Here is a 17,830-nt window from a genome sequence, read left to right as displayed (position 1 = left end):
TCAAACAAGCCGCGGCGGGGCCTCGCTCTGTCAACGATCACGGGCGGCAAAAAATCTCGGAGCCGATCCTTGACTCATTTCACGGCCACCCTTATCTCGGCTGGCGCTAGCACTCACTTGAGAAGAGTGCTAACACCCATCCGGCGGGTCCATTCGCGACCCGCAGTGTCATTTGATCGAGGGATTAGACAATGGCAAGCACCAATTTCCGTCCGCTGCACGACCGCGTTGTCGTCCGCCGCGTCGAGTCTGAAGAAAAGACCAAGGGCGGCATCATCATTCCGGACACCGCTAAGGAAAAGCCGCAGGAAGGCGAGATCGTGGCTGTCGGTTCGGGTGCCCGCGACGAAAGCGGCAAGGTTGTTCCGCTCGACGTCAAGGCCGGCGACCGCATTCTGTTCGGCAAGTGGTCCGGCACCGAAGTCAAGATCGACGGCGAAGACCTTCTGATCATGAAGGAAGCCGACATCATGGGCGTCATCGGCTGATCGGCCGGCACCCCTTCAAATTCCGTAATTTGAAACCGGACCAGTTCCGGAGTTTCGAAACCAGGAGCTTTCAAAATGGCAGCTAAAGAAGTCAAGTTCGGCCGCAGCGCGCGCGAAAAGATGCTGCGCGGCGTCGACATCCTCGCCGACGCAGTCAAGGTGACGCTCGGCCCGAAGGGCCGCAATGTCGTTATCGACAAGTCGTTCGGCGCGCCGCGCATCACCAAGGACGGCGTTTCGGTCGCCAAGGAGATCGAACTCGAAGACAAGTTCGAGAACATGGGCGCCCAGATGGTCCGCGAAGTCGCTTCGAAGACCAACGACATCGCCGGTGACGGCACGACGACTGCAACCGTTCTCGCCCAGGCGATCGTTCGCGAAGGCGCGAAGGCCGTTGCCGCCGGCATGAACCCGATGGACCTGAAGCGCGGTATCGACCTGGCTGTCGCCGAAGTCGTCAAGGACCTGCTCGCCAAGGCCAAGAAGATCAACACCTCGGACGAAGTCGCCCAGGTCGGCACGATCTCGGCAAACGGCGAAAAGCAGATCGGTCTCGACATCGCCGAAGCGATGCAGAAGGTCGGCAACGAAGGCGTCATCACGGTTGAAGAAGCCAAGACTGCCGAAACCGAGCTCGAAGTCGTCGAAGGCATGCAGTTCGACCGCGGCTACCTGTCGCCCTACTTCGTCACCAACCCGGAAAAGATGGTCGCCGACCTGGAAGACGCTTTCATTCTCCTGCACGAGAAGAAGCTCTCCAACCTGCAGGCGATGCTCCCGGTTCTCGAAGCCGTCGTTCAGACCGGCAAGCCGCTCCTCATCATCGCTGAAGACGTCGAAGGCGAAGCACTCGCAACGCTCGTCGTCAACAAGCTGCGTGGCGGCCTGAAGATCGCTGCCGTCAAGGCCCCGGGCTTCGGCGACCGCCGCAAGGCCATGCTCGAAGACATCGCCATCCTGACGGGCGGCACGGTGATCTCGGAAGACCTCGGCATCAAGCTCGAAAGCGTCACGCTCGACATGCTCGGCCGCGCGAAGAAGGTTTCGATCACCAAGGAAAACACGACGATCGTCGACGGTGCCGGCCAGAAGTCCGACATCGAAGGCCGCGTCGCTCAGATCAAGGCCCAGATCGAAGAAACCACCTCCGACTACGACCGTGAGAAGCTGCAGGAGCGCCTTGCCAAGCTCGCCGGCGGCGTCGCCGTCATCCGCGTCGGCGGTGCGACGGAAGTCGAAGTGAAGGAAAAGAAGGACCGCATCGACGACGCCCTCAACGCGACGCGCGCTGCAGTTCAGGAAGGCATCGTACCGGGCGGCGGTGTTGCCCTGCTGCGTTCTTCCGTCAAGATCACCGTCAAGGGTGAAAACGACGATCAGGACGCCGGCGTCAACATCGTTCGCCGCGCTCTGCAGTCTCCGGCCCGTCAGATCGTCGAAAACGCTGGCGACGAAGCATCCATCGTTGTCGGCAAGATCCTCGAGAAGAACACCGACGACTTCGGCTACAACGCCCAGACCGGCGAATATGGCGACATGATCGCCATGGGCATCATCGACCCGGTCAAGGTCGTTCGCACCGCGCTTCAGGACGCAGCCTCGGTCGCTTCGCTGCTCATCACCACCGAAGCCATGATCGCCGAACTGCCCAAGAAGGACGCTCCGGCAATGCCGGGCGGCATGGGCGGAATGGGCGGAATGGACATGATGTGATAAGGCGACAGCCTTAGCACGATCCATCCGGATCCGAAGGGCGGCTCTCGAGCCGCCCTTTTTGTTTTATGATGCCGGAGCGCATGCGGCCGCGCTGGAGCATTTCAATGTTTCATGGAAACACTGAAATGCTCTGACCCTTTGGTCCAACGCATTTCCGGACGGAAAACCGTTACACACTTCTCCTGGAAGTGCTCTAAGTCAGCAATGCCTTCAGATCGACCTGCGGATTGGCGAGCAGCACACGGTCCGGCGTGGCGCCCGCCTCGAGAAGCTTCTTCCCCGTCACATAGGCCTTGGCGTCGTTGATCGCATCGACGGCGACCAGTTTGCCCTGGCGGAAATACCAGACCGAGACGCTGCCCTCGCGCTGGCCCTGGCGGACGAGCGTTTCGTCGTGGCCGAGGCCGAAGCCGGCAATCTGCAGTTTTACGTCGTACTGGTCGGACCAGAACCAGGGCTTCGGGTCGTAGGGATCGGTGCTGCCCGCGAGAACCGCGGCAACCGCTTCCGCCTGGTCGACGGCATTCTGCACGGATTCGAGGCGGATGCGCATGCCGTCCCACGGCAGGACGGCGCAGTCGCCCATGGCGAAGATCGTTGGATCTGAGGTCCGGCCATGGCTGTCGACGACAATGCCGTTTGCGGTTTCGATGCCGGCTTCGTGCGCCAGCGCATCATTCGCCGCCACGCCAATGCCGACGATCACGATATCGACGGGAATGACGGAGCCGTCGGAGAGTTCCGCCGCCGTAACGCGGCCGTTGTCGCCGATCAGACGATGGAGCCCTATGCGTTCACGTATATCCACGCCGTGCGAGCGGTGAATTTCGCGGACGATCGCCGAGGTGGCGCCGGAGGCGACACGCTGAAGGATCCGGTCGGCCATTTCGATGACTGTGACCTCGAGCCCCGTGGTCCGGGCAACCGCCGCAGCCTCGAGGCCGATGTAACCGCCACCGACGACCAGCACCCGCCGGCCGGGCTGCATCTCCTCTGCCAGCCGGTCGGCATCCCGGAAATCGCGCACGACGAAAACGCCCGCGAGATCGCCGCCCGCCGCAGCCGGCAGCCGACGCGGCGTGGCGCCGGTCGCGAGGGCAAGCGTCTCATAGGCAAGTTTGGAGCCATCGCTGAGCGTCACGCGTTTGGCGGCGCGATCGATCGCCGTCGCGGCGGTCGAAAGACGTATGTCGATCTCGTGCTCCGCATACCAGGGCTCCGGCCGGTAAAGCAGGCGATCGAGGGTCATTTCGCGCAGCAGATATTTCTTGGAGAGCGGCGGCCGCTGGTAGGGCAGGCTCGCTTCGGCGGCAACCACGGTGATCGGACGCATGTCCTTGAGGGCGCGAAGCTTGGCGACCAAAGCGAATGCGGCTTGACCGCCACCGACAACAACAAGTCTTCCCGACACCTGCTCCATCCGTCTCAATCGTCTCTGCCCATCGCTATCCTCCCGGCCGGCACCCGGTCAATCTCCGGCGGAGGCCCCCGCCCGAAACTACTCCTTGCGCGGGATCTCCATGCCCTTTTGGGCGGCGGGGCGTGCCAGGCCGCGATCCACCCAGTCCATGACGTTCGGGAAGCTCTTATAGTCGAGCACCTCGGCGCCGCCATAGAACTTGCGAGCCCCTTCCACCCAAGGATAGGTCGCGATGTCGGCGATGGTGTATTCGTCCCCCATCAGCCATTGACGGCCCTCGAGCCGCGCTTCAAGGACGCCGAGAAGACGCTTCGCTTCGTCGCGATAGCGCTGAACCGGATAGGGGTTGTTGGCGACCTTGTCGGCGGCAAATTTGAAGAAATGGCCGAACTGCCCGAACATCGGTCCGATGCCGCCCATCTGGAACATCACCCAGCACAGCGTCTCGTAACGGCGGGCCGCATCGGCCGGGAGGAGCTTGCCGGTCTTTTCTGCAAGATAGATCAGAATCGCGCCGGATTCGAAGAGGCCGATCGGCTTTCCGTCCGGTCCGTTCGGATCGATGATCGCCGGAATGCGGCCGTTCGGATTGAGCGACAGGAATTCGGGCGACTTCTGCTCGTTGGTATCGAAGGAAATGCGGTGTGCCTCATAGCCCAGGCCCAGTTCTTCGAGCGCGATCGAGACCTTAACGCCGTTCGGCGTCGGGAGCGAATAGAGCTGGATGATATCGGGACTTTTCGCCGGCCAGCGAGCCGTGATCGGAAACGAAGAAAGATCAGCCATGACGGATGCCTCTAGGTGGGAAATCGAAAGGGTGTCTGCCGCCCCAACATAGGGAGCGTCGGTTGCATTTGTCAGGGTCGAAGGCAAATTTGCCGGTCTTCACCTTCGCCGTCCTCGCGCTCAGAGCGCGGCCTGCACGGCAGCGACGATCCGGTCGATCACCGGATTGCCCTCGTGGGCGGCCTTGCGCGCCCGCACGAGGCAGGCCTCGGAGCGCAGGATCACGCCGTCAGAAAGGATCTTCAGATGGTTGGCCTTGAGCGTCGAGCCCGTCGAGGTGATGTCGACGATGATGTCGGCGGAGCCGGACGCGGGCGCGCCTTCGGTCGCTCCCAGGCTCTCGACGATGCGGTAGAGCTGGATGCCGTGGCTGCCCGAGAAGAAATGCTGCGTCAGACGCCAGTATTTGGTGGCGATCGCAAGCCGGCGGCCATGGCGGGCGCGGAAGTCCGCCGCGACATCGCCGAGGTCGGCCATGGTGTCGACGTCGTACCAGATCTCGGGTACCGCGACGACCACATCAGCGTGACCGAAGCCGAGCCGGGCGGCGAAGTCGACACGGGCATCGGCGTCCGCCAGGCCTTCGCGCACGAGGTCCTCGCCCGTGACGCCGAAATCGACCGCGCCGCTGCCGATCTCACGGGCGATTTCCGAGGCGGACAAATAGGCGATCTCGACGTCGTCCCACCCTTCAATGCGGCCGCGATAGGACCGGTCGCTGCCGACTGCCGCAATCTTCATTCCGGCGCGTTCGAGGATCGCCGAGGCCTCATCCTTCATTCGCCCCTTGGAGGGCAGCGCAATGGTGACGGTCATTCCGCCCTCCCCGCAGCGATCGCCTGTTCTATCCGGTCGAGCCAGAGGGAAAAGCCGACGGCCGGAATATGCTCGCGGGCACCGAGCAAAGTCAAAAGGCGGTCGAACCGGCCGCCGCCGGCGAGCACCGCCGGCGTGCCTTCGACTCCGATTTCGAAGACGAGCCCGGTGTAGTAATCAAGCGGCCGTCCGAAGGCGGCGCGGTAGCGCATCAGGCCGGGATCGGCGCCGGTCCTTGCAAGCGCGGCCACGCGCGCGTCGAAAAGCGCCAGCGCATCATCGATCTTCAGGCCCGCCTTGCCGGCGAAGCGGTGGAGCGCCGCCGGAGCATCGGCGAGCGGCAGATCGAAAGCCAAGAACGCGCGCATGACGCCGAGCGCCTCCTTGTCCAGCCGGGTGGCGGCGAGTTCGACTTTTTCCTTCAGGCGCCGCGCTATATCGCGGGGCGAGCGGCTCGCATTGGTCGAATAGCCGGTCGCCTTCATCGTCTCGCCGATATGGGCGACGAGCCGCTCCTCGTCCTCGAGCATGCCGAGCGACGCGACGCGCTCGACGTCGTGACCGAAGACGCCGGGCGACTTCGGATCGGCGAGCGCCGCCAGGAGCCGTTCCAACTGCTTCTGATCGCCGAAGGCATGGATGAGGCGCTTCTGCCAGCCCCCGGGCAGGCCGCATGCGGCAATCACCGCTTCGAACACCGACTGGTCGCCGAGCGTCACGTTCAGCCGCTCGCCCGGCAACCGGTTGGCGAGGACGAACATAGCGTCGCCGACCACGCGGGCGTCGGCAGCGGCCGTATCCGGATCGCCAAGGTCTTCGATGCCCGCCTGGTAGAATTCACTCGATCCTTCGCGGCGCTGCCGGAACACCTCGCCCAGGTAGGCGTAGCGCTGCGGCGTACCGGTTGCGGTCTCGATATGGCGGAGGCAGACGGGAATGGTGAACTCGGGGCGCAGGCAAAGGCTCTCGCCGGTCTCGCTCTCGGTCATGAAAATGCGCCGGCGCAGATCTTCGCCGGCCATGTCGAGGAAAGGCTCCGCCGGCTGGATGACCGGCGTATCGACGCGCAGCGTGTTCCGCCGCTCGAAATCTGCGAGAAGGTCACCGGCAAAGGCGGGAAGATTGATCAGAGGCATTGCGGTCAACCCGCCCTTTTCCGGTCCTCGGCCTGTTCCGCCAGAATTTCGCGCACCTTCGCGACGAGTTCGCCTTCCGGGACGGAAACCTGCGCGACACGCGCCTCGCGCCAGGCGACATTATCCTCGATTTCGCCCGAAAGGCGCTTGCCTTCGATCAGGTCCTTGATCTGCACAACGCCGGAGGCGCGCTCGTCGCCCCCCTGAATCACGGCGATCGGCGATCCGCGACGGTCGGCATATTTGAGCTGGTCGCCGAAGTTCTTCTTGTTGCCCTGGTACATTTCGGCGCGGATGCCGGCATGCCGCAGATCCTGCACGAAGCGCTGGTAACGCCCCATGCTTTCGATATCGCGATCCATGACGCAAACGACAACCGGAGCGGTGACCTGTTCGGCGCCCAGCTTGCCCAGATTCTTGAGTGCCGTCATCAGCCGCGACACGCCGATGGAGAAGCCGGTCGCCGGCACCGGCTGACCCATGAAGCGCGACACGAGGCCGTCGTAGCGGCCGCCCCCGCCGACGGAGCCGAAGACGACCTTCTCGCCCTTTTCATTGGTGACGGCGAACTGCAACTCCGCTTCGAAGACCGGACCGGTATAATATTCGAGGCCGCGCACGACGGAGGGGTCGATCTTGATGCGGCCCGCCTCGTAACCGGCGCTGAGTACAAGGCTGCGGATCGTGTTCAACTCGGTGACGCCCTCGGCGCCGCGGGCCGTTCCGGCGACGAGCGCCGCCAGATCGTCCGCGCTGCTCGCATAGTCCGTGATCCCAACGAAGAAAAGGATCTTGCCGATCTGCTCCTCGTTCAGCCCGGCGCCCTTGGTGAAGTCGCCGCTCTCGTCCTTGCGCCCTTCACCCAGCAACAGCCGCACGCCTTGCGGACCGAACTTGTCGAGCTTGTCGATGGCGCGCAGCACCGTCAGCCGCGTATTCGTCTGCTCGACTCCGCCGAGACCGATCGCCTCCAGAACGCCGTCGAGTACCTTGCGGTTGTTGACGCGGATCACGTAATCGCCGCGGGCAATGCCGAGCGCCTCCATCGTGTCGGCCATCATCATGCACATTTCGGCATCGGCCTGCACGCCGGCGGCACCGACCGTATCGGCATCGAACTGCATGAACTGGCGGAAGCGGCCCGGGCCCGGCTTCTCGTTGCGGAAAACGTAACCGGCGCGATAGGTACGATAGGGAAGCTGGATTTCATTGAAATTCTCGGCCACGTGACGTGCGAGAGGCGCAGTCAGATCGTAGCGCAGGCTCAGCCACTGGTCGTCGTCGTCGGTCAGCGAAAAGACACCTTCATTCGGCCGGTCGCTGTCGGGCAGGAACTTGCCGAGCGCGTCGGTATATTCGAAAAGCGGCGTCTCGACCGGATCAAAGCCGTAACGTTCGTAGACTTCGCGGATTTTCGCGATCATTTCGTCGACGGCGCGAATGTCCGCGGCCGACCGGTCGACGAAGCCGCGCGGCAGGCGTGCCCTGAGCTTCTGCGTTTTCTTCTGTTTTTCATTCATTGAAAGCATTCCGGACTTCAAGCTTGGTCGGTGCCTTCCCTACCGGATCATGGCAGGGGCGGCAAGGGCGGCGACAAGCCGCAAGACCGCGCGCGTGCGGCCTTGCGGAACATTGCGGCGTTGCATGCGTTCCTGCGCGAAAGGCCCGATCACAATGCCGTGATTGTATATCTCGCAATTTACGCGTATAGGTTACGCAGCAGATCGAGGGCGACTTTGGGGACTGAGCGATATGCTGAACTTCATGACACCGGGATCCGGATCCATAAAACCTTTGAGTCCGGAGACGCACAGAGCCTGGACCCGCCGCGTGTCGCAGGCGGGTTGCCTGGTGGAGCCATGGCGCTGCGACCTTTCCAGCGGCGCCTTTATGATAGGTTCCAAAACCGCTGCCCTCCTCGGTCTGCGGCGCAATCCCTGCGGCATCGTCGACCTTGTCAGGGCCTATGACAGAGGCGACCGTTCCACGATCCTGAACATTCTGGAACAGGCGACGGAAAGCTCCTCGTCCTTCTGCTTCTCGACCACCGTCCGCGGCATAACGGGACATCCTTCGCCACTCTATTGCATCGGCAATTCGACGCTTACGGACGAGGGCGCAGAGGGTTCGCTCGAAGGCGTGTTCGCCCTTCCGGATAGCGACAATCCGGACGCCTGACGGCGCGTGCCAATTTCCATCATCTTTGCATTCTGTCCGCCCATGTGAGCGGCGGACTCGATGAAAGGAAACGAAATGGTCCTCAAACGATCCCTGTCTGCCCTGTTTCTCGCCGCCACGTTCGCTGCTGTTCCCGTGCTGGCGCAGGAGACCGACCACGGCAGCATGCATCACGGTTCGGCAGAGAGCGGCGCGGCGGGTGACGCGTCCCCGTCGAGCAAGGCCTTCGCCGAGGCGAACGCCAAGATGCACAAGGACATGGATATCACCTTCAGCGGCAATGCCGATCTCGATTTCGTACGCGCCATGATCGCTCATCACCAGGGAGCGATCGACATGGCGAAGGTCGAGCTCGAACACGGCAAGGACGAAGCGATCCGCAAACTCGCGGATGACATCATCAAGGCCCAGGAAGCGGAGATCAGGATGATGAAGGAATGGCTGGCCCGCAATGGCGGCTAGATCACGATGCTCTTAGGTCGGGTCGACCTAAAAGCATGAACGTGATCGATTGCAAGAAGAGCGGCATGCGGGCGGCGCACAGTTTTCCTCATTCCGCTCTAAGGGCCACCCGCCGCCGCCTGTTTGATCTCCTCATTCCTGTGCTCGTCACAGGAATCCAGCCAGACCAAGTCCTTGGGCTGAAAGAACGCTTCCCGCGCCGCAGACGCGGCGCTGCTGGATCCCTGTGACGAGCACAGGGATGAGGGTGGAGAGGATGCAGTCCTCCGATACGTTTCCTACAGCGCCGCGCGTCTTATGAGGCGCGCAAAGGTCGCTGTAGCACTTTGAGCCCGCAGCGATATTGACAGTGGGCGGCAAGCTCCTCTTCCATAGGCACAGGTGCCATGACGTCAAGAGGGGAAACGATGACGATACCACCCGGTGCATCTCCACAATTGTATAACGAAGACCTCGCGCCCGCCAAAGAACGCAACTGGGGCGCATTCTCCATTTTCAACGTCTGGACATCGGACGTGCACAGCCTGTGGGGCTACTATCTTGCCGCCAGCCTGTTTCTCTTCTGCGGCAGCTTTATGAACTTTCTCCTGGCGATCGGCATCGGCTCGCTCATCATCTTCTTCCTGATGCAGCTTGTCGGCGTTGCCGGCGTCCGCACCGGCGTGCCGTTCCCGGTCCTGGCCCGGGCGTCCTTCGGTATCTGGGGCGCGAACTTCCCGGCAATCGTCCGCGCCATCGTCGCGTGCTTTTGGTACGGCGCCCAGACGGCGGCAGCCTCGGGCGCCATCGTCGCGCTGCTTGTCCGCAATGAAAGCCTGCTTCAGTTCCACCAGTCGAGCGACATGCTCGGTCATTCCACCCTCGAACTCGTCTGCTACGTCGTCGTTTGGGGTCTTCAACTGCTGATCATCCAGAACGGCATGGAGACTGTTCGAAAGTTCCAGGACTGGGCCGGTCCAGCAGTCTGGGTGATGATGCTGCTGCTTGCGATCTATCTCGTCGTCAAGGCGGGCGGCTTCTCGTTCAGCCACACGATCCCGATGGACGTGTTGCTTGAAAAGACCAAGAATGCCGGCGTGCCCGGCGTACCGGGGTCGCTCGCCGCACTTGGCGCAGTGGCCGCGATCTGGGTGACCTATTTCTCCGCGCTCTATCTCAATTTCTGCGACTTCTCGCGCTACTGCCCGAGCGAACGGTCGCTGAAGGTCGGCAACCTCTGGGGCCTGCCCGTCAACCTCATCCTGTTCTCGCTGGTCGCCGGCGTTACAACCATCGCCGCCTTCAATGTCTATGGCGAGGTGCTGCTGCACCCCGACCAGATCTCGGCCAAGTTCGACAGCTGGTTCCTGGCGCTGCTCGCCGCACTGACCTTCGCGGTGGCGACTCTCGGCATCAACGTCGTCGCCAACTTCGTCTCGCCCGCCTTCGACTTCGCCAACGTCTTTCCCAAGCACATCGACTTCAAGAAGGGTGGCTATATCGCGGCGCTGATCGCCCTCGCGCTCTATCCATTCGCGCCTTGGGAAGGCGGGGCCGCGCACTTCGTCAACATGATCGGTAATACGATGGGCCCGATCTTCGGCGTCATGATGGTCGACTACTACCTCATCCGGAAGGGCCGCGTGGATGTGGAGGCGCTCTACCGCGAACACGGCGAGTTCCGCTTCGAGAACGGCTGGCACGTCAACGCGCTGATCGCCGCCGGCATCGGGATCGTCTTCTCCTCGATCCTGCCGGGGCTTACATCCGTCATGCCGGCATGGTGGGGCGTCTACGGCTGGTTCTTCGGCGTCGCCATAGCGGGTGCGATATACTACGCGCTCCGCTCCTTCAAATCGGCCAGGCCATACCCGGCCCAACCTTGATAGTCTACTGCTATCAGAGAACATCGCCCTCCCGTCGAATGGGGAGGGCGATGTTCTTGCCGGATGCGGCAATCAGGCCGCCGGACGTGCGAAGCGCCGGCGCAGGTCCTCTATCGGCGCGCGGCAGAAGCAGCCCTCGATATGGTCGTTGACGAGGCCCATCGCCTGCATGAAGGCATAGACGGTGGTCGGGCCGACAAAGGTCCAGCCACGCTTCTTCAGATCCTTCGAAATCCGCACTGAGGCCGGCGTCGTCGGATTGGCGATGAGGGTCTCGAAATCGATGATCTTCGGACGCTCGCTTCCATCGGGCTCATGCGACCAGAAATAGGCCGCCAGTGAACCGAATTCCGCGCGCAGCTCCTTCGCCCGGCGGGCATTGTTGATGGTCGAGACGATCTTGCCGCGATGGCGAACGATGCCGGCATCGGCGAGGCAACGCTCGACGTCCTCCTCGCCGAACTCGGCGACCTTGTCGAAATCGAAGCCCGCAAATGCGGCGCGAAACGCATCGCGCTTTCTCAGGATCGTCAGCCAGGAGAGGCCCGACTGAAAGCCTTCGAGGCAGATCTTTTCGAACAACCTGTGATCGTCGGCGACCGGCCGGCCCCATTCTTCGTCGTGATAGCGGCGGTAATCCTCCAGATTGCCGTGCCAGGCACAGCGATCAAGGCCGTCTTCCCCCGTAATCAAGCCCCTGGCTGCCATTTCGCCTCTCTCCATCGTTTCTCTTTTGTTCCGTTTACCATTTGCAAACCACATCGATAAAGAGGCGAATAACCCTACCCAAAGCTTTATTGCCGAGGCCGCCCTTGAGCGCCGCACCGTTTACGGTTCGGTTGCGGACAGATGAGAGCATCGCGCCATTGCCGGAGCGCTGGAACGCGCATGCGATTTCCCCAGAGCTCCGCCCCATTGAATTGAACGTAAGGGCCTTGGCGAGGCAACTCACCCGGGCTCCTCCAGATTGTTCCGGCCAAGTAGCGAGTCCGTCCGATGCTGAAGAAATCCCTTTGTTTTGCCGCATGCTTTCTTTCGATCCTTTCCGGGGTTGCAGCCGCACAGGACCGTTATCAAAACCGTCCGCCTGTCATCGTCAGCCCGGATCTGACCGCCCCCTGGGTGATGCAGCTGACGGGCAAGCGCGTGGTCTATCGCCAGCAGGTTCCCACGACCACCCGAAAGCGGGTCGAGCGGCGCGAGCTCAGCCGCCGCCCCGCCAACGCAGCCGTTCAGCCAGCCTCGATCACGCGCAGACAGAAGCCGGCAAAGTCGAGAATCGATCCGCAGTTCCTCCCGCAAATGGTCGCTTACGAGACGAAGGAGAAGCCCGGGACCATCGTCATCGACACCAACAACCGCTTTCTCTATCTCGTCACTGGCAACGGCGACGCGCGGCGCTACGGCGTCGGAGTCGGCAAGCCGGGCTTCGAATGGGCGGGAGAGCACAGGATCACGCGCAAGGCCGAGTGGCCCAACTGGACGCCGCCGCAGGAAATGATCGCGCGTGAGGCAGCGCGGGGCCACTATCTGCCGGCGCGGATGGACGGCGGACCGGAGAATCCGCTCGGCGCTCGCGCCATGTATCTGGGCTCGACGCTCTATCGCATCCACGGCACCAATGCACCCTGGACGATCGGCTACGGCGTTTCCTCCGGCTGTATCCGCATGCGTAACGAGGACGTGGTCGATCTCTATGAGAGAGTTAAGGTCGGCACAAAAGTCGTCGTGATATAGCGACCATGGATGCACAATACTTCTTTTCCCTCTTCATCGCCGCAAACCGTGGTTTTGAAGCAACAGATGTTCCCTCAGATACAAGTCTCGTCGAAATCGTTGCACTATAGAATGTATCGCGGGCGCCCACTTGCGGTTAAATCGCGTGGCTTGCTTGCAACGAGGGTTCAGAGGGAAATCGTAATGAGACGTCATGTCACGGGGATGGCCGCGCTTGCAGTTGCGGCCGCTGCTCTTCTTGTCTCCGGAAACGCTTCGGCATTTACTCCGGCCGATACTGTCGGCGCGGGCGTAAAAAGTTCCGACATCATTCAAGTCGCCAAGCAGAAGAAGCCGCCTCAGAGATACTGGCGCACCAAGGTGCGCTTCCGCACGGACGAGGCTCCCGGCACCATCATCGTCGATACCAACAGCAAGTATCTTTATTACATCGACGGCCCGAACCGGGCGACGCGCTATGGCATCGGCGTCGGCCGCGACGGCTTCGGCTGGTCCGGTGTCGTCAAGGTTGGCCGAAAGGCCGAATGGCCGAGCTGGACGCCGCCGGCCGAGATGCGCGTGCGCGAGAGAGCGAATGGCCGCATCCTGCCGATCACGCAGCCCGGCGGCATCGACAATCCGCTCGGCGCCCGCGCGCTCTATCTCTACAAGGGTGGCCGCGACACGATCTTCCGTATCCACGGGACCAACCAGCCCTGGACCATCGGCCAGAACATGTCCTCGGGCTGCATCCGGATGATGAACGAGGATGTCGAACACCTCTATGAGCGCGCCGGGATCGGCACGAAAGTCGTCGTCATCGGCCCCGGCAGCAAGCCCGGCGACACCTATTTCGACGATCGCGGCGTCGACATTTTCCGCACCATTTTCGGCGGCTGACGGCGGCACTGGACCTCTCCTCACCCGAGGACCAGCCCTCTTCCCGCACGCGGGGAGAGGGGACAGGGACCTTTCCGCGAGTCCCTTCTCGCACTCAAAATAGGAGAAGGTGCCGGCAGGCGGATGAGGGTCCCCTGCTCACCCCCTGACTGTCACAACCCCGCCGGCTTTGGACCGCCATAGGCCCAGTCGAGCAGCTCCACCGTGTGCAGGATCGGTATCTCCGTGCCGCTGGCGATCTGCGTGATGCAGCCGATATTCCCGGTGGCGATCACTTCAGGCTTGGTCGCCTCTATATTTCTCACCTTCCGCGCCTTCAGCTTCGCCGAGATCTCCGGCTGCAGAATGTTGTAGGTGCCGGCCGAACCGCAACAGAGATGCCCCTCCGCCGGCTCGCGAACCGAAAAGCCCGCCCGTTTAAGGAGCTGCTTCGGTGCCGCGGTGATTTTCTGCCCATGCTGCATCGAGCATGCGGAGTGGTAGGCAACGGTGAGATTCCGTGCCCCCGGCTCCGGCAGGTCGAGGGTCGCGAGATATTCGGTGACGTCCTTGGCCAGCGCGGAAACCCTCGCCGCCTTCTCCGCATAGGCCGGGTCGAGCCGCAGCATATGGCCGTAATCCTTGATCGTCGTCCCGCAGCCGGATGCGGTAATGATGATGGCGTCGAGCCCATCCTCCTCCGCCGCCTTCAGCCAGACATCGATGTTGTGCCGAGCAGCCTTCAGCCCCGCCTCATCCCGTCCCATGTGATGGACGAGTGCCCCGCAACAGCCCTCTCCCGCCGAAACGACGACCTCGACTCCTTGGCCCGTGAGCAGACGGATGGTCGCATCGTTGATTTCCGGCCGCAGCACCGGCTGCGCGCAGCCGGTCAGAAGCGCGACGCGGGCGCGCGGCGTGCCTTTTGCCGCGTAGACCGCCGGCTTTGCCCCCCGCGATACCGGCAGCGCGCTCGGCGCCAGATCGAGCATGACGCCGAAGGTCCTGAGGAAGGGAACCCTCTTCAGCAATCCGGCGAGCGGGCGCGCAAGACCGGCAGCCCCGAGCGCCAGCCGGAACCGCGACGGATAAGGAAGAGTGGCGGCAATGACGGCGCGGGCGAGCCGGTCCTTGAACGGCCGCTTGTAGGTCTTCTCGATATGGGCGCGGGCGTGGTCGACAAGATGCATGTAGTCTACACCCGAAGGACAGGTGGTCAGGCAGGAAAGACACGAGAGACAGCGGTCGATATGGGTGACCGTCTCGCTGTCTGCCGCACGACCGTTTTCGAGCATGTCCTTGATCAGATAGATCCGCCCGCGCGGACTGTCGAGTTCGTCGCCGAGAACCACGTAGGTCGGACAAGTGGCCGTGCAGAAACCGCAATGCACGCATTTGCGCAGGATCGTTTCGGATTCGGCGACATGCGGGTCGGCGAGCTGCTCAGGGGAGAAGTTGGTCTGCAACCGAGTACTCCATGTGGCGCCTTGCGCCTTGGATCACTTTGATCTCCGTCGGGCGAGCCGGAAATCGTCATGATCGATTCTCTTCGTCTTAGGCCGATCTTTTAGACCGCACGATGGCGAAAGGTCCCTTCGCCTAGTTCTGGACCAACGCGGCCGCGCGCCCTGGATTGAATATGCCCGAGGGGTCGAATTGGGCGCGGATGCGTTCCGATAATTGTGCCACGGCCGGGGATTGCGGTTCGAAGGCCGGAATGCGGCCGCGCGCCTCCTCGTCGGCACGCAGAAGCGCCGCATGTCCGCCGCCGACCGCGCCAATATAACGGCGGAGCAGTTCCGCCTCCGGGTCTGCCTCCATGCGCAGCCAGACCAGACCGCCCTGCCAGTCGTAGAACGCATCGACACCGGTCTGCAGGCGCAATGCGGCGACGAGCTGATGGCCCGCCGAAGGGGCGACCGATATGCGCCACAAAGGCCGTCTGGTGCCATCGGCATAAGGCTTCACGTCGCGGATTTCCGTCCAGAGGGTTCCTGTCTGCGCCTCGTCGAGTTGCGAAATCCGCCCGAAGCGCGACAGTTTTTCGCCGAGCTTCTCCGCCCGAATGGCAACGGATGCCGCAAGGCCTTCGAGCCGGAGCACCGTTGCGGCGCCATCCGGCAATACGCCGTCGAGAAAGCGGCTGCGCACGCTTTCCGGCAGATGCGACGCACCCGAAACCTCCACCGGCTGCGCCATGGCCTCCGCCATCACCGCAGCGGCTTCCGCATCGTTCAGCCCGGAGACGACGACGGTCGCCGCCGCCGGCGGGAGTGGCAGCACCTTGAAGGTGACTTCGGTCAGAATGCCGAGCGTGCCGTAGGACCCCGCCATGAGCTTGACGAGATCGAGCCCCGTCACGTTCTTCATCACCCGGCCGCCGGCCTTGATGAGTTCTCCCCGGCCATTGACGAAACGCACCCCGAGCAAGCTGTCGCGAGCGGCACCGGCGACGTAGCGGCGAGGCCCGGAGACATTGGCGGCGAAGACCCCGCCTATCGTGGGTTCGCCCGTCGTTGCGAAAATCGGCCGGTGGTCCATCGGTTCGAAGGAGAGCATCTGGCCCTTGGCGTGCAGTGCCGCCTCGACTTCGGCGAGCGGCGTTCCGGCAAGCGCACTCATGGTCATCTCGGCCGGGTCATAGGTGACGATGCCGGAAAGACGCCTGGTCGAGAGCGTTCTGTCAGCACGCGTGGGATTGCCGAGACCTGCGCGCGTGCCGCCGCCGACTACGGCGAGCGTGACGCGCTCGGCCGCCGCGGACCGCACGACGGACGCGATCCCCTCCTCGCTTGCCGGCTCGAAATGGACGATCATGCCGCGGGCCGCCCTTCGAGCGGAAAAACCTTCGACGGGTTCATAAGCCATTGCGGATCGAAGGCGGCGCGCGCCGCCATCTGCTGACCGAGATCGGCCCTGCTGTACTGGTGCAGCATCAGATCGCGTTTCTCGATGCCGACGCCGTGTTCCCCGGTCAGGCAGCCGCCCGCCTCGACACAGAGCTTCAGTATGTCATTGCCGGCAGCTTCCGCGCGGGCAGCTTCCTCCGGATCATTGATGTTGTAGAGGATCAGCGGATGCATGTTGCCGTCGCCGGCATGGAAGACATTCGCAACGCGCAGGCCGTAGCCGGCGACGATCTCGCCGGTCCGCCTCAACACATGAGAGAGCTGGCTCAGCGGCACCGTTCCGTCCATGCAGATATAATCGGCAATCCGGCCGGTTGCGCCGAAGGCCGACTTACGCCCCTTCCAGATCAGTGCCGCTTCCAGAGCCGATTGCGATTCCTTGATCGTCATCACGCCGTGGCGACGGGCGATCTCGATGATGCCGGCGAGCATGGCATCCATTTCGGCCTCGGAGCCTTCCACTTCGACGATCAGCAATGCTTCGACGTCGAGGGGATAGCCGGCCTGGGCGAAAGCCTCGCAGATCTCGATCGCCGGCTTGTCCATGAATTCGATTGCGACGGGGATGATGCCCGATCCGATGATATCGGCGACGCAGCTGCCGGCGGACTCGGAGGAGGCAAACCCGAAGAGGACGGGCCGCGCTCCCTCGGGCTTCGCAATCAGCCGCACCGTCGCTTCCGTGATGATGCCGAGCTGCCCCTCCGAACCGCAGACGAGCCCAAGCAGGTCGTATCCCGGCGCGTCGAGCGCCTTGCCGCCGAGTTCGATCACGGTGCCGTCGAAAAGCACCATCTTGACACCCAGAAGGTTGTTGGTCGTAACCCCGTACTTCAGACAGTGCGCGCCGCCGGAATTCATCCCGATGTTCCCGCCTATGGTGCAGGCGAGCTGCGAACTCGGATCCGGCGCATAGAAGAAGCCGTCGGCCGAAACTGCATCGGAAATATTGAGATTGGTCACGCCCGCCTGAACCGTCGCCGTGCGGTTGAACAGATCGATATCCAGGATGCGCGACATCTTCGACAGACCGACGACGATCGCGTCCTCCTGAGGAATGGCGCCGCCGGAGAGAGAGGTGCCGGCGCCCCGCGGCACGATCGGAATGCCGTAGCGGCTGCAATATTTGAGCACCGCGGCCACCTGCTCCGTCGTCTGAGGAAGGACGACCGCGAGCGGCATCCGCCGATAGGCGATAAACGCATCCGTCTCGAAGGGCTTGAGGCCGCGCTCGTCGCTGATGAGGCCGCCTTCCGGCAACAGATCGGCAAGATCGGCGACGATTTCCCCCCGACGGTCGAGGACGGCCTGCCTTGGCTTCAGAAAGCCGATCGTCTCGGGCATGAGCGCCTCCCATTCACAGCAAAGTGGTATTTTTTGCTTACCACTAATGCATGTCGCCCAAAAGTGTGCGGCGGACTTGAGACGAGGACATACACAAGCAATGACCTCAGCGCAT

The 17,830-nt window shown here is 62.8% G+C and carries 16 protein-coding genes; 7 read left to right on the top strand and 9 right to left on the bottom strand.

Annotated elements, in window-relative coordinates; all coding sequences use genetic code 11:
- Window positions 1-191 precede the first annotated feature (191 nt).
- Together groES and groL are read left to right on the top strand one after the other, a co-directional pair.
- A complete protein-coding gene (gene groES, locus BHD07_RS05820; protein ID WP_011970827.1) occupies window positions 192-488 on the top strand; it encodes a co-chaperone GroES in 297 nt (98 codons plus the stop codon).
- A gap of 75 nt (window positions 489-563) precedes the next feature.
- A complete protein-coding gene (gene groL, locus BHD07_RS05815) occupies window positions 564-2,201 on the top strand; it encodes a chaperonin GroEL (RefSeq protein WP_010968823.1) in 1,638 nt (545 codons plus the stop codon).
- A 196-nt stretch (window positions 2,202-2,397) separates the two neighbouring features.
- On the opposite strand, the gene BHD07_RS05810 is transcribed toward groL, so the two are convergent.
- From BHD07_RS05810 to hisS, 5 genes are all read right to left on the bottom strand, one after another.
- Entirely contained in the window at window positions 2,398-3,624 is a 1,227-nt protein-coding gene (locus BHD07_RS05810) for an NAD(P)/FAD-dependent oxidoreductase (protein WP_275596689.1), read from the bottom strand.
- Window positions 3,625-3,702: 78 nt separating this feature from the next.
- Entirely contained in the window at window positions 3,703-4,410 is a 708-nt protein-coding gene (locus BHD07_RS05805; protein WP_275596690.1) for a glutathione binding-like protein, read from the bottom strand.
- 120 nt (window positions 4,411-4,530) lie between these two features.
- The gene (gene hisG, locus BHD07_RS05800; protein WP_338278362.1) at window positions 4,531-5,226 is read right to left on the bottom strand and encodes an ATP phosphoribosyltransferase; all 696 of its coding nucleotides are present in this window, start codon (window positions 5,224-5,226) and stop codon (window positions 4,531-4,533) included.
- Complete coding sequence (locus BHD07_RS05795; protein ID WP_100669325.1) at window positions 5,223-6,362, bottom strand: ATP phosphoribosyltransferase regulatory subunit; 1,140 nt, start codon at window positions 6,360-6,362, stop codon at window positions 5,223-5,225. The genes hisG and BHD07_RS05795 overlap by 4 nt, the downstream gene beginning before the upstream one ends.
- Before the next feature lie 5 nt (window positions 6,363-6,367).
- Complete coding sequence (hisS, locus tag BHD07_RS05790) at window positions 6,368-7,882, bottom strand: histidine--tRNA ligase (protein ID WP_198516569.1); 1,515 nt, start codon at window positions 7,880-7,882, stop codon at window positions 6,368-6,370.
- Between the two features lie 232 nt (window positions 7,883-8,114).
- On the opposite strand from hisS, the gene BHD07_RS05785 reads away from it, so the two are divergent.
- The 3 genes from BHD07_RS05785 (at window position 8,115) to BHD07_RS05775 (ending at window position 10,867) form a co-directional block, all read left to right on the top strand.
- Window positions 8,115-8,540, top strand: coding sequence for a hypothetical protein (locus BHD07_RS05785; protein WP_100669329.1), 426 nt, complete (start codon window positions 8,115-8,117; stop codon window positions 8,538-8,540).
- A 75-nt stretch (window positions 8,541-8,615) separates the two neighbouring features.
- Window positions 8,616-9,002: a CopM family metallochaperone gene (gene copM, locus BHD07_RS05780; protein ID WP_100669331.1), complete on the top strand. Its 387-nt coding sequence runs from the start codon at window positions 8,616-8,618 to the stop codon at window positions 9,000-9,002.
- 407 nt (window positions 9,003-9,409) lie between these two features.
- The gene (locus tag BHD07_RS05775; protein ID WP_100669335.1) at window positions 9,410-10,867 is read left to right on the top strand and encodes an NCS1 family nucleobase:cation symporter-1; all 1,458 of its coding nucleotides are present in this window, start codon (window positions 9,410-9,412) and stop codon (window positions 10,865-10,867) included.
- A gap of 72 nt (window positions 10,868-10,939) precedes the next feature.
- Here BHD07_RS05775 and BHD07_RS05770 read toward each other — a convergent pair whose 3' ends face one another.
- Window positions 10,940-11,575 (bottom strand): DNA-3-methyladenine glycosylase I, encoded by a 636-nt coding sequence (locus tag BHD07_RS05770; protein ID WP_275596695.1) that lies wholly within the window; start codon window positions 11,573-11,575, stop codon window positions 10,940-10,942.
- A gap of 288 nt (window positions 11,576-11,863) precedes the next feature.
- Here BHD07_RS05770 and BHD07_RS05765 point away from each other — a divergent pair, with 288 nt between their 5' ends.
- Together BHD07_RS05765 and BHD07_RS05760 are read left to right on the top strand one after the other, a co-directional pair.
- Entirely contained in the window at window positions 11,864-12,604 is a 741-nt protein-coding gene (locus BHD07_RS05765; RefSeq protein ID WP_338278356.1) for a L,D-transpeptidase, read from the top strand.
- A gap of 183 nt (window positions 12,605-12,787) precedes the next feature.
- Window positions 12,788-13,483 (top strand): L,D-transpeptidase, encoded by a 696-nt coding sequence (locus BHD07_RS05760; protein WP_100669341.1) that lies wholly within the window; start codon window positions 12,788-12,790, stop codon window positions 13,481-13,483.
- Window positions 13,484-13,635: 152 nt separating this feature from the next.
- Here BHD07_RS05760 and glcF read toward each other — a convergent pair whose 3' ends face one another.
- From glcF to BHD07_RS05745, 3 genes are all read right to left on the bottom strand, one after another.
- Window positions 13,636-14,928: a glycolate oxidase subunit GlcF gene (glcF, locus tag BHD07_RS05755; RefSeq protein WP_338278353.1), complete on the bottom strand. Its 1,293-nt coding sequence runs from the start codon at window positions 14,926-14,928 to the stop codon at window positions 13,636-13,638.
- Between the two features lie 133 nt (window positions 14,929-15,061).
- Window positions 15,062-16,279 carry a glycolate oxidase subunit GlcE gene (gene glcE, locus BHD07_RS05750; RefSeq protein WP_338279326.1) on the bottom strand — a complete coding sequence of 406 codons (1,218 nt, stop codon included), beginning with the start codon at window positions 16,277-16,279 and terminating at the stop codon, window positions 15,062-15,064.
- On the bottom strand, window positions 16,276-17,715 hold the full coding sequence (locus tag BHD07_RS05745) for an FAD-binding oxidoreductase (protein ID WP_338278351.1): 1,440 nt from the start codon (window positions 17,713-17,715) through the stop codon (window positions 16,276-16,278). The genes glcE and BHD07_RS05745 overlap by 4 nt, the downstream gene beginning before the upstream one ends.
- Window positions 17,716-17,830: the final 115 nt, after the last annotated feature.

The sequence above is a fragment of the Sinorhizobium sp. KGO-5 genome, assembly GCF_036245905.1.
Classification (GTDB): Bacteria; Pseudomonadota; Alphaproteobacteria; order Rhizobiales; family Rhizobiaceae; genus Sinorhizobium; species Sinorhizobium meliloti_A.
This window is presented reverse-complemented; position numbering and strand designations above follow the sequence as displayed.

Excerpts from the sequence above, each read along its gene's own strand:
- groES (WP_011970827.1), top strand. The coding sequence starts at position 192 with ATGGCAAGCACCAATTTCCGTCCGCTGCACGACCGCGTTGTCGTCCGC.
- groL (WP_010968823.1), top strand. The coding sequence starts at position 564 with ATGGCAGCTAAAGAAGTCAAGTTCGGCCGCAGCGCGCGCGAAAAGATG.
- BHD07_RS05810 (WP_275596689.1), bottom strand. The coding sequence starts at position 3,624 with ATGGAGCAGGTGTCGGGAAGACTTGTTGTTGTCGGTGGCGGTCAAGCC.
- BHD07_RS05805 (WP_275596690.1), bottom strand. The coding sequence starts at position 4,410 with ATGGCTGATCTTTCTTCGTTTCCGATCACGGCTCGCTGGCCGGCGAAA.
- hisG (WP_338278362.1), bottom strand. The coding sequence starts at position 5,226 with ATGACCGTCACCATTGCGCTGCCCTCCAAGGGGCGAATGAAGGATGAG.
- BHD07_RS05795 (WP_100669325.1), bottom strand. The coding sequence starts at position 6,362 with ATGCCTCTGATCAATCTTCCCGCCTTTGCCGGTGACCTTCTCGCAGAT.
- hisS (WP_198516569.1), bottom strand. The coding sequence starts at position 7,882 with ATGAATGAAAAACAGAAGAAAACGCAGAAGCTCAGGGCACGCCTGCCG.
- BHD07_RS05785 (WP_100669329.1), top strand. The coding sequence starts at position 8,115 with ATGCTGAACTTCATGACACCGGGATCCGGATCCATAAAACCTTTGAGT.
- copM (WP_100669331.1), top strand. The coding sequence starts at position 8,616 with ATGGTCCTCAAACGATCCCTGTCTGCCCTGTTTCTCGCCGCCACGTTC.
- BHD07_RS05775 (WP_100669335.1), top strand. The coding sequence starts at position 9,410 with ATGACGATACCACCCGGTGCATCTCCACAATTGTATAACGAAGACCTC.
- BHD07_RS05770 (WP_275596695.1), bottom strand. The coding sequence starts at position 11,575 with ATGGCAGCCAGGGGCTTGATTACGGGGGAAGACGGCCTTGATCGCTGT.
- BHD07_RS05765 (WP_338278356.1), top strand. The coding sequence starts at position 11,864 with ATGCTGAAGAAATCCCTTTGTTTTGCCGCATGCTTTCTTTCGATCCTT.
- BHD07_RS05760 (WP_100669341.1), top strand. The coding sequence starts at position 12,788 with ATGAGACGTCATGTCACGGGGATGGCCGCGCTTGCAGTTGCGGCCGCT.
- glcE (WP_338279326.1), bottom strand. The coding sequence starts at position 16,279 with ATGATCGTCCATTTCGAGCCGGCAAGCGAGGAGGGGATCGCGTCCGTC.
- BHD07_RS05745 (WP_338278351.1), bottom strand. The coding sequence starts at position 17,715 with ATGCCCGAGACGATCGGCTTTCTGAAGCCAAGGCAGGCCGTCCTCGAC.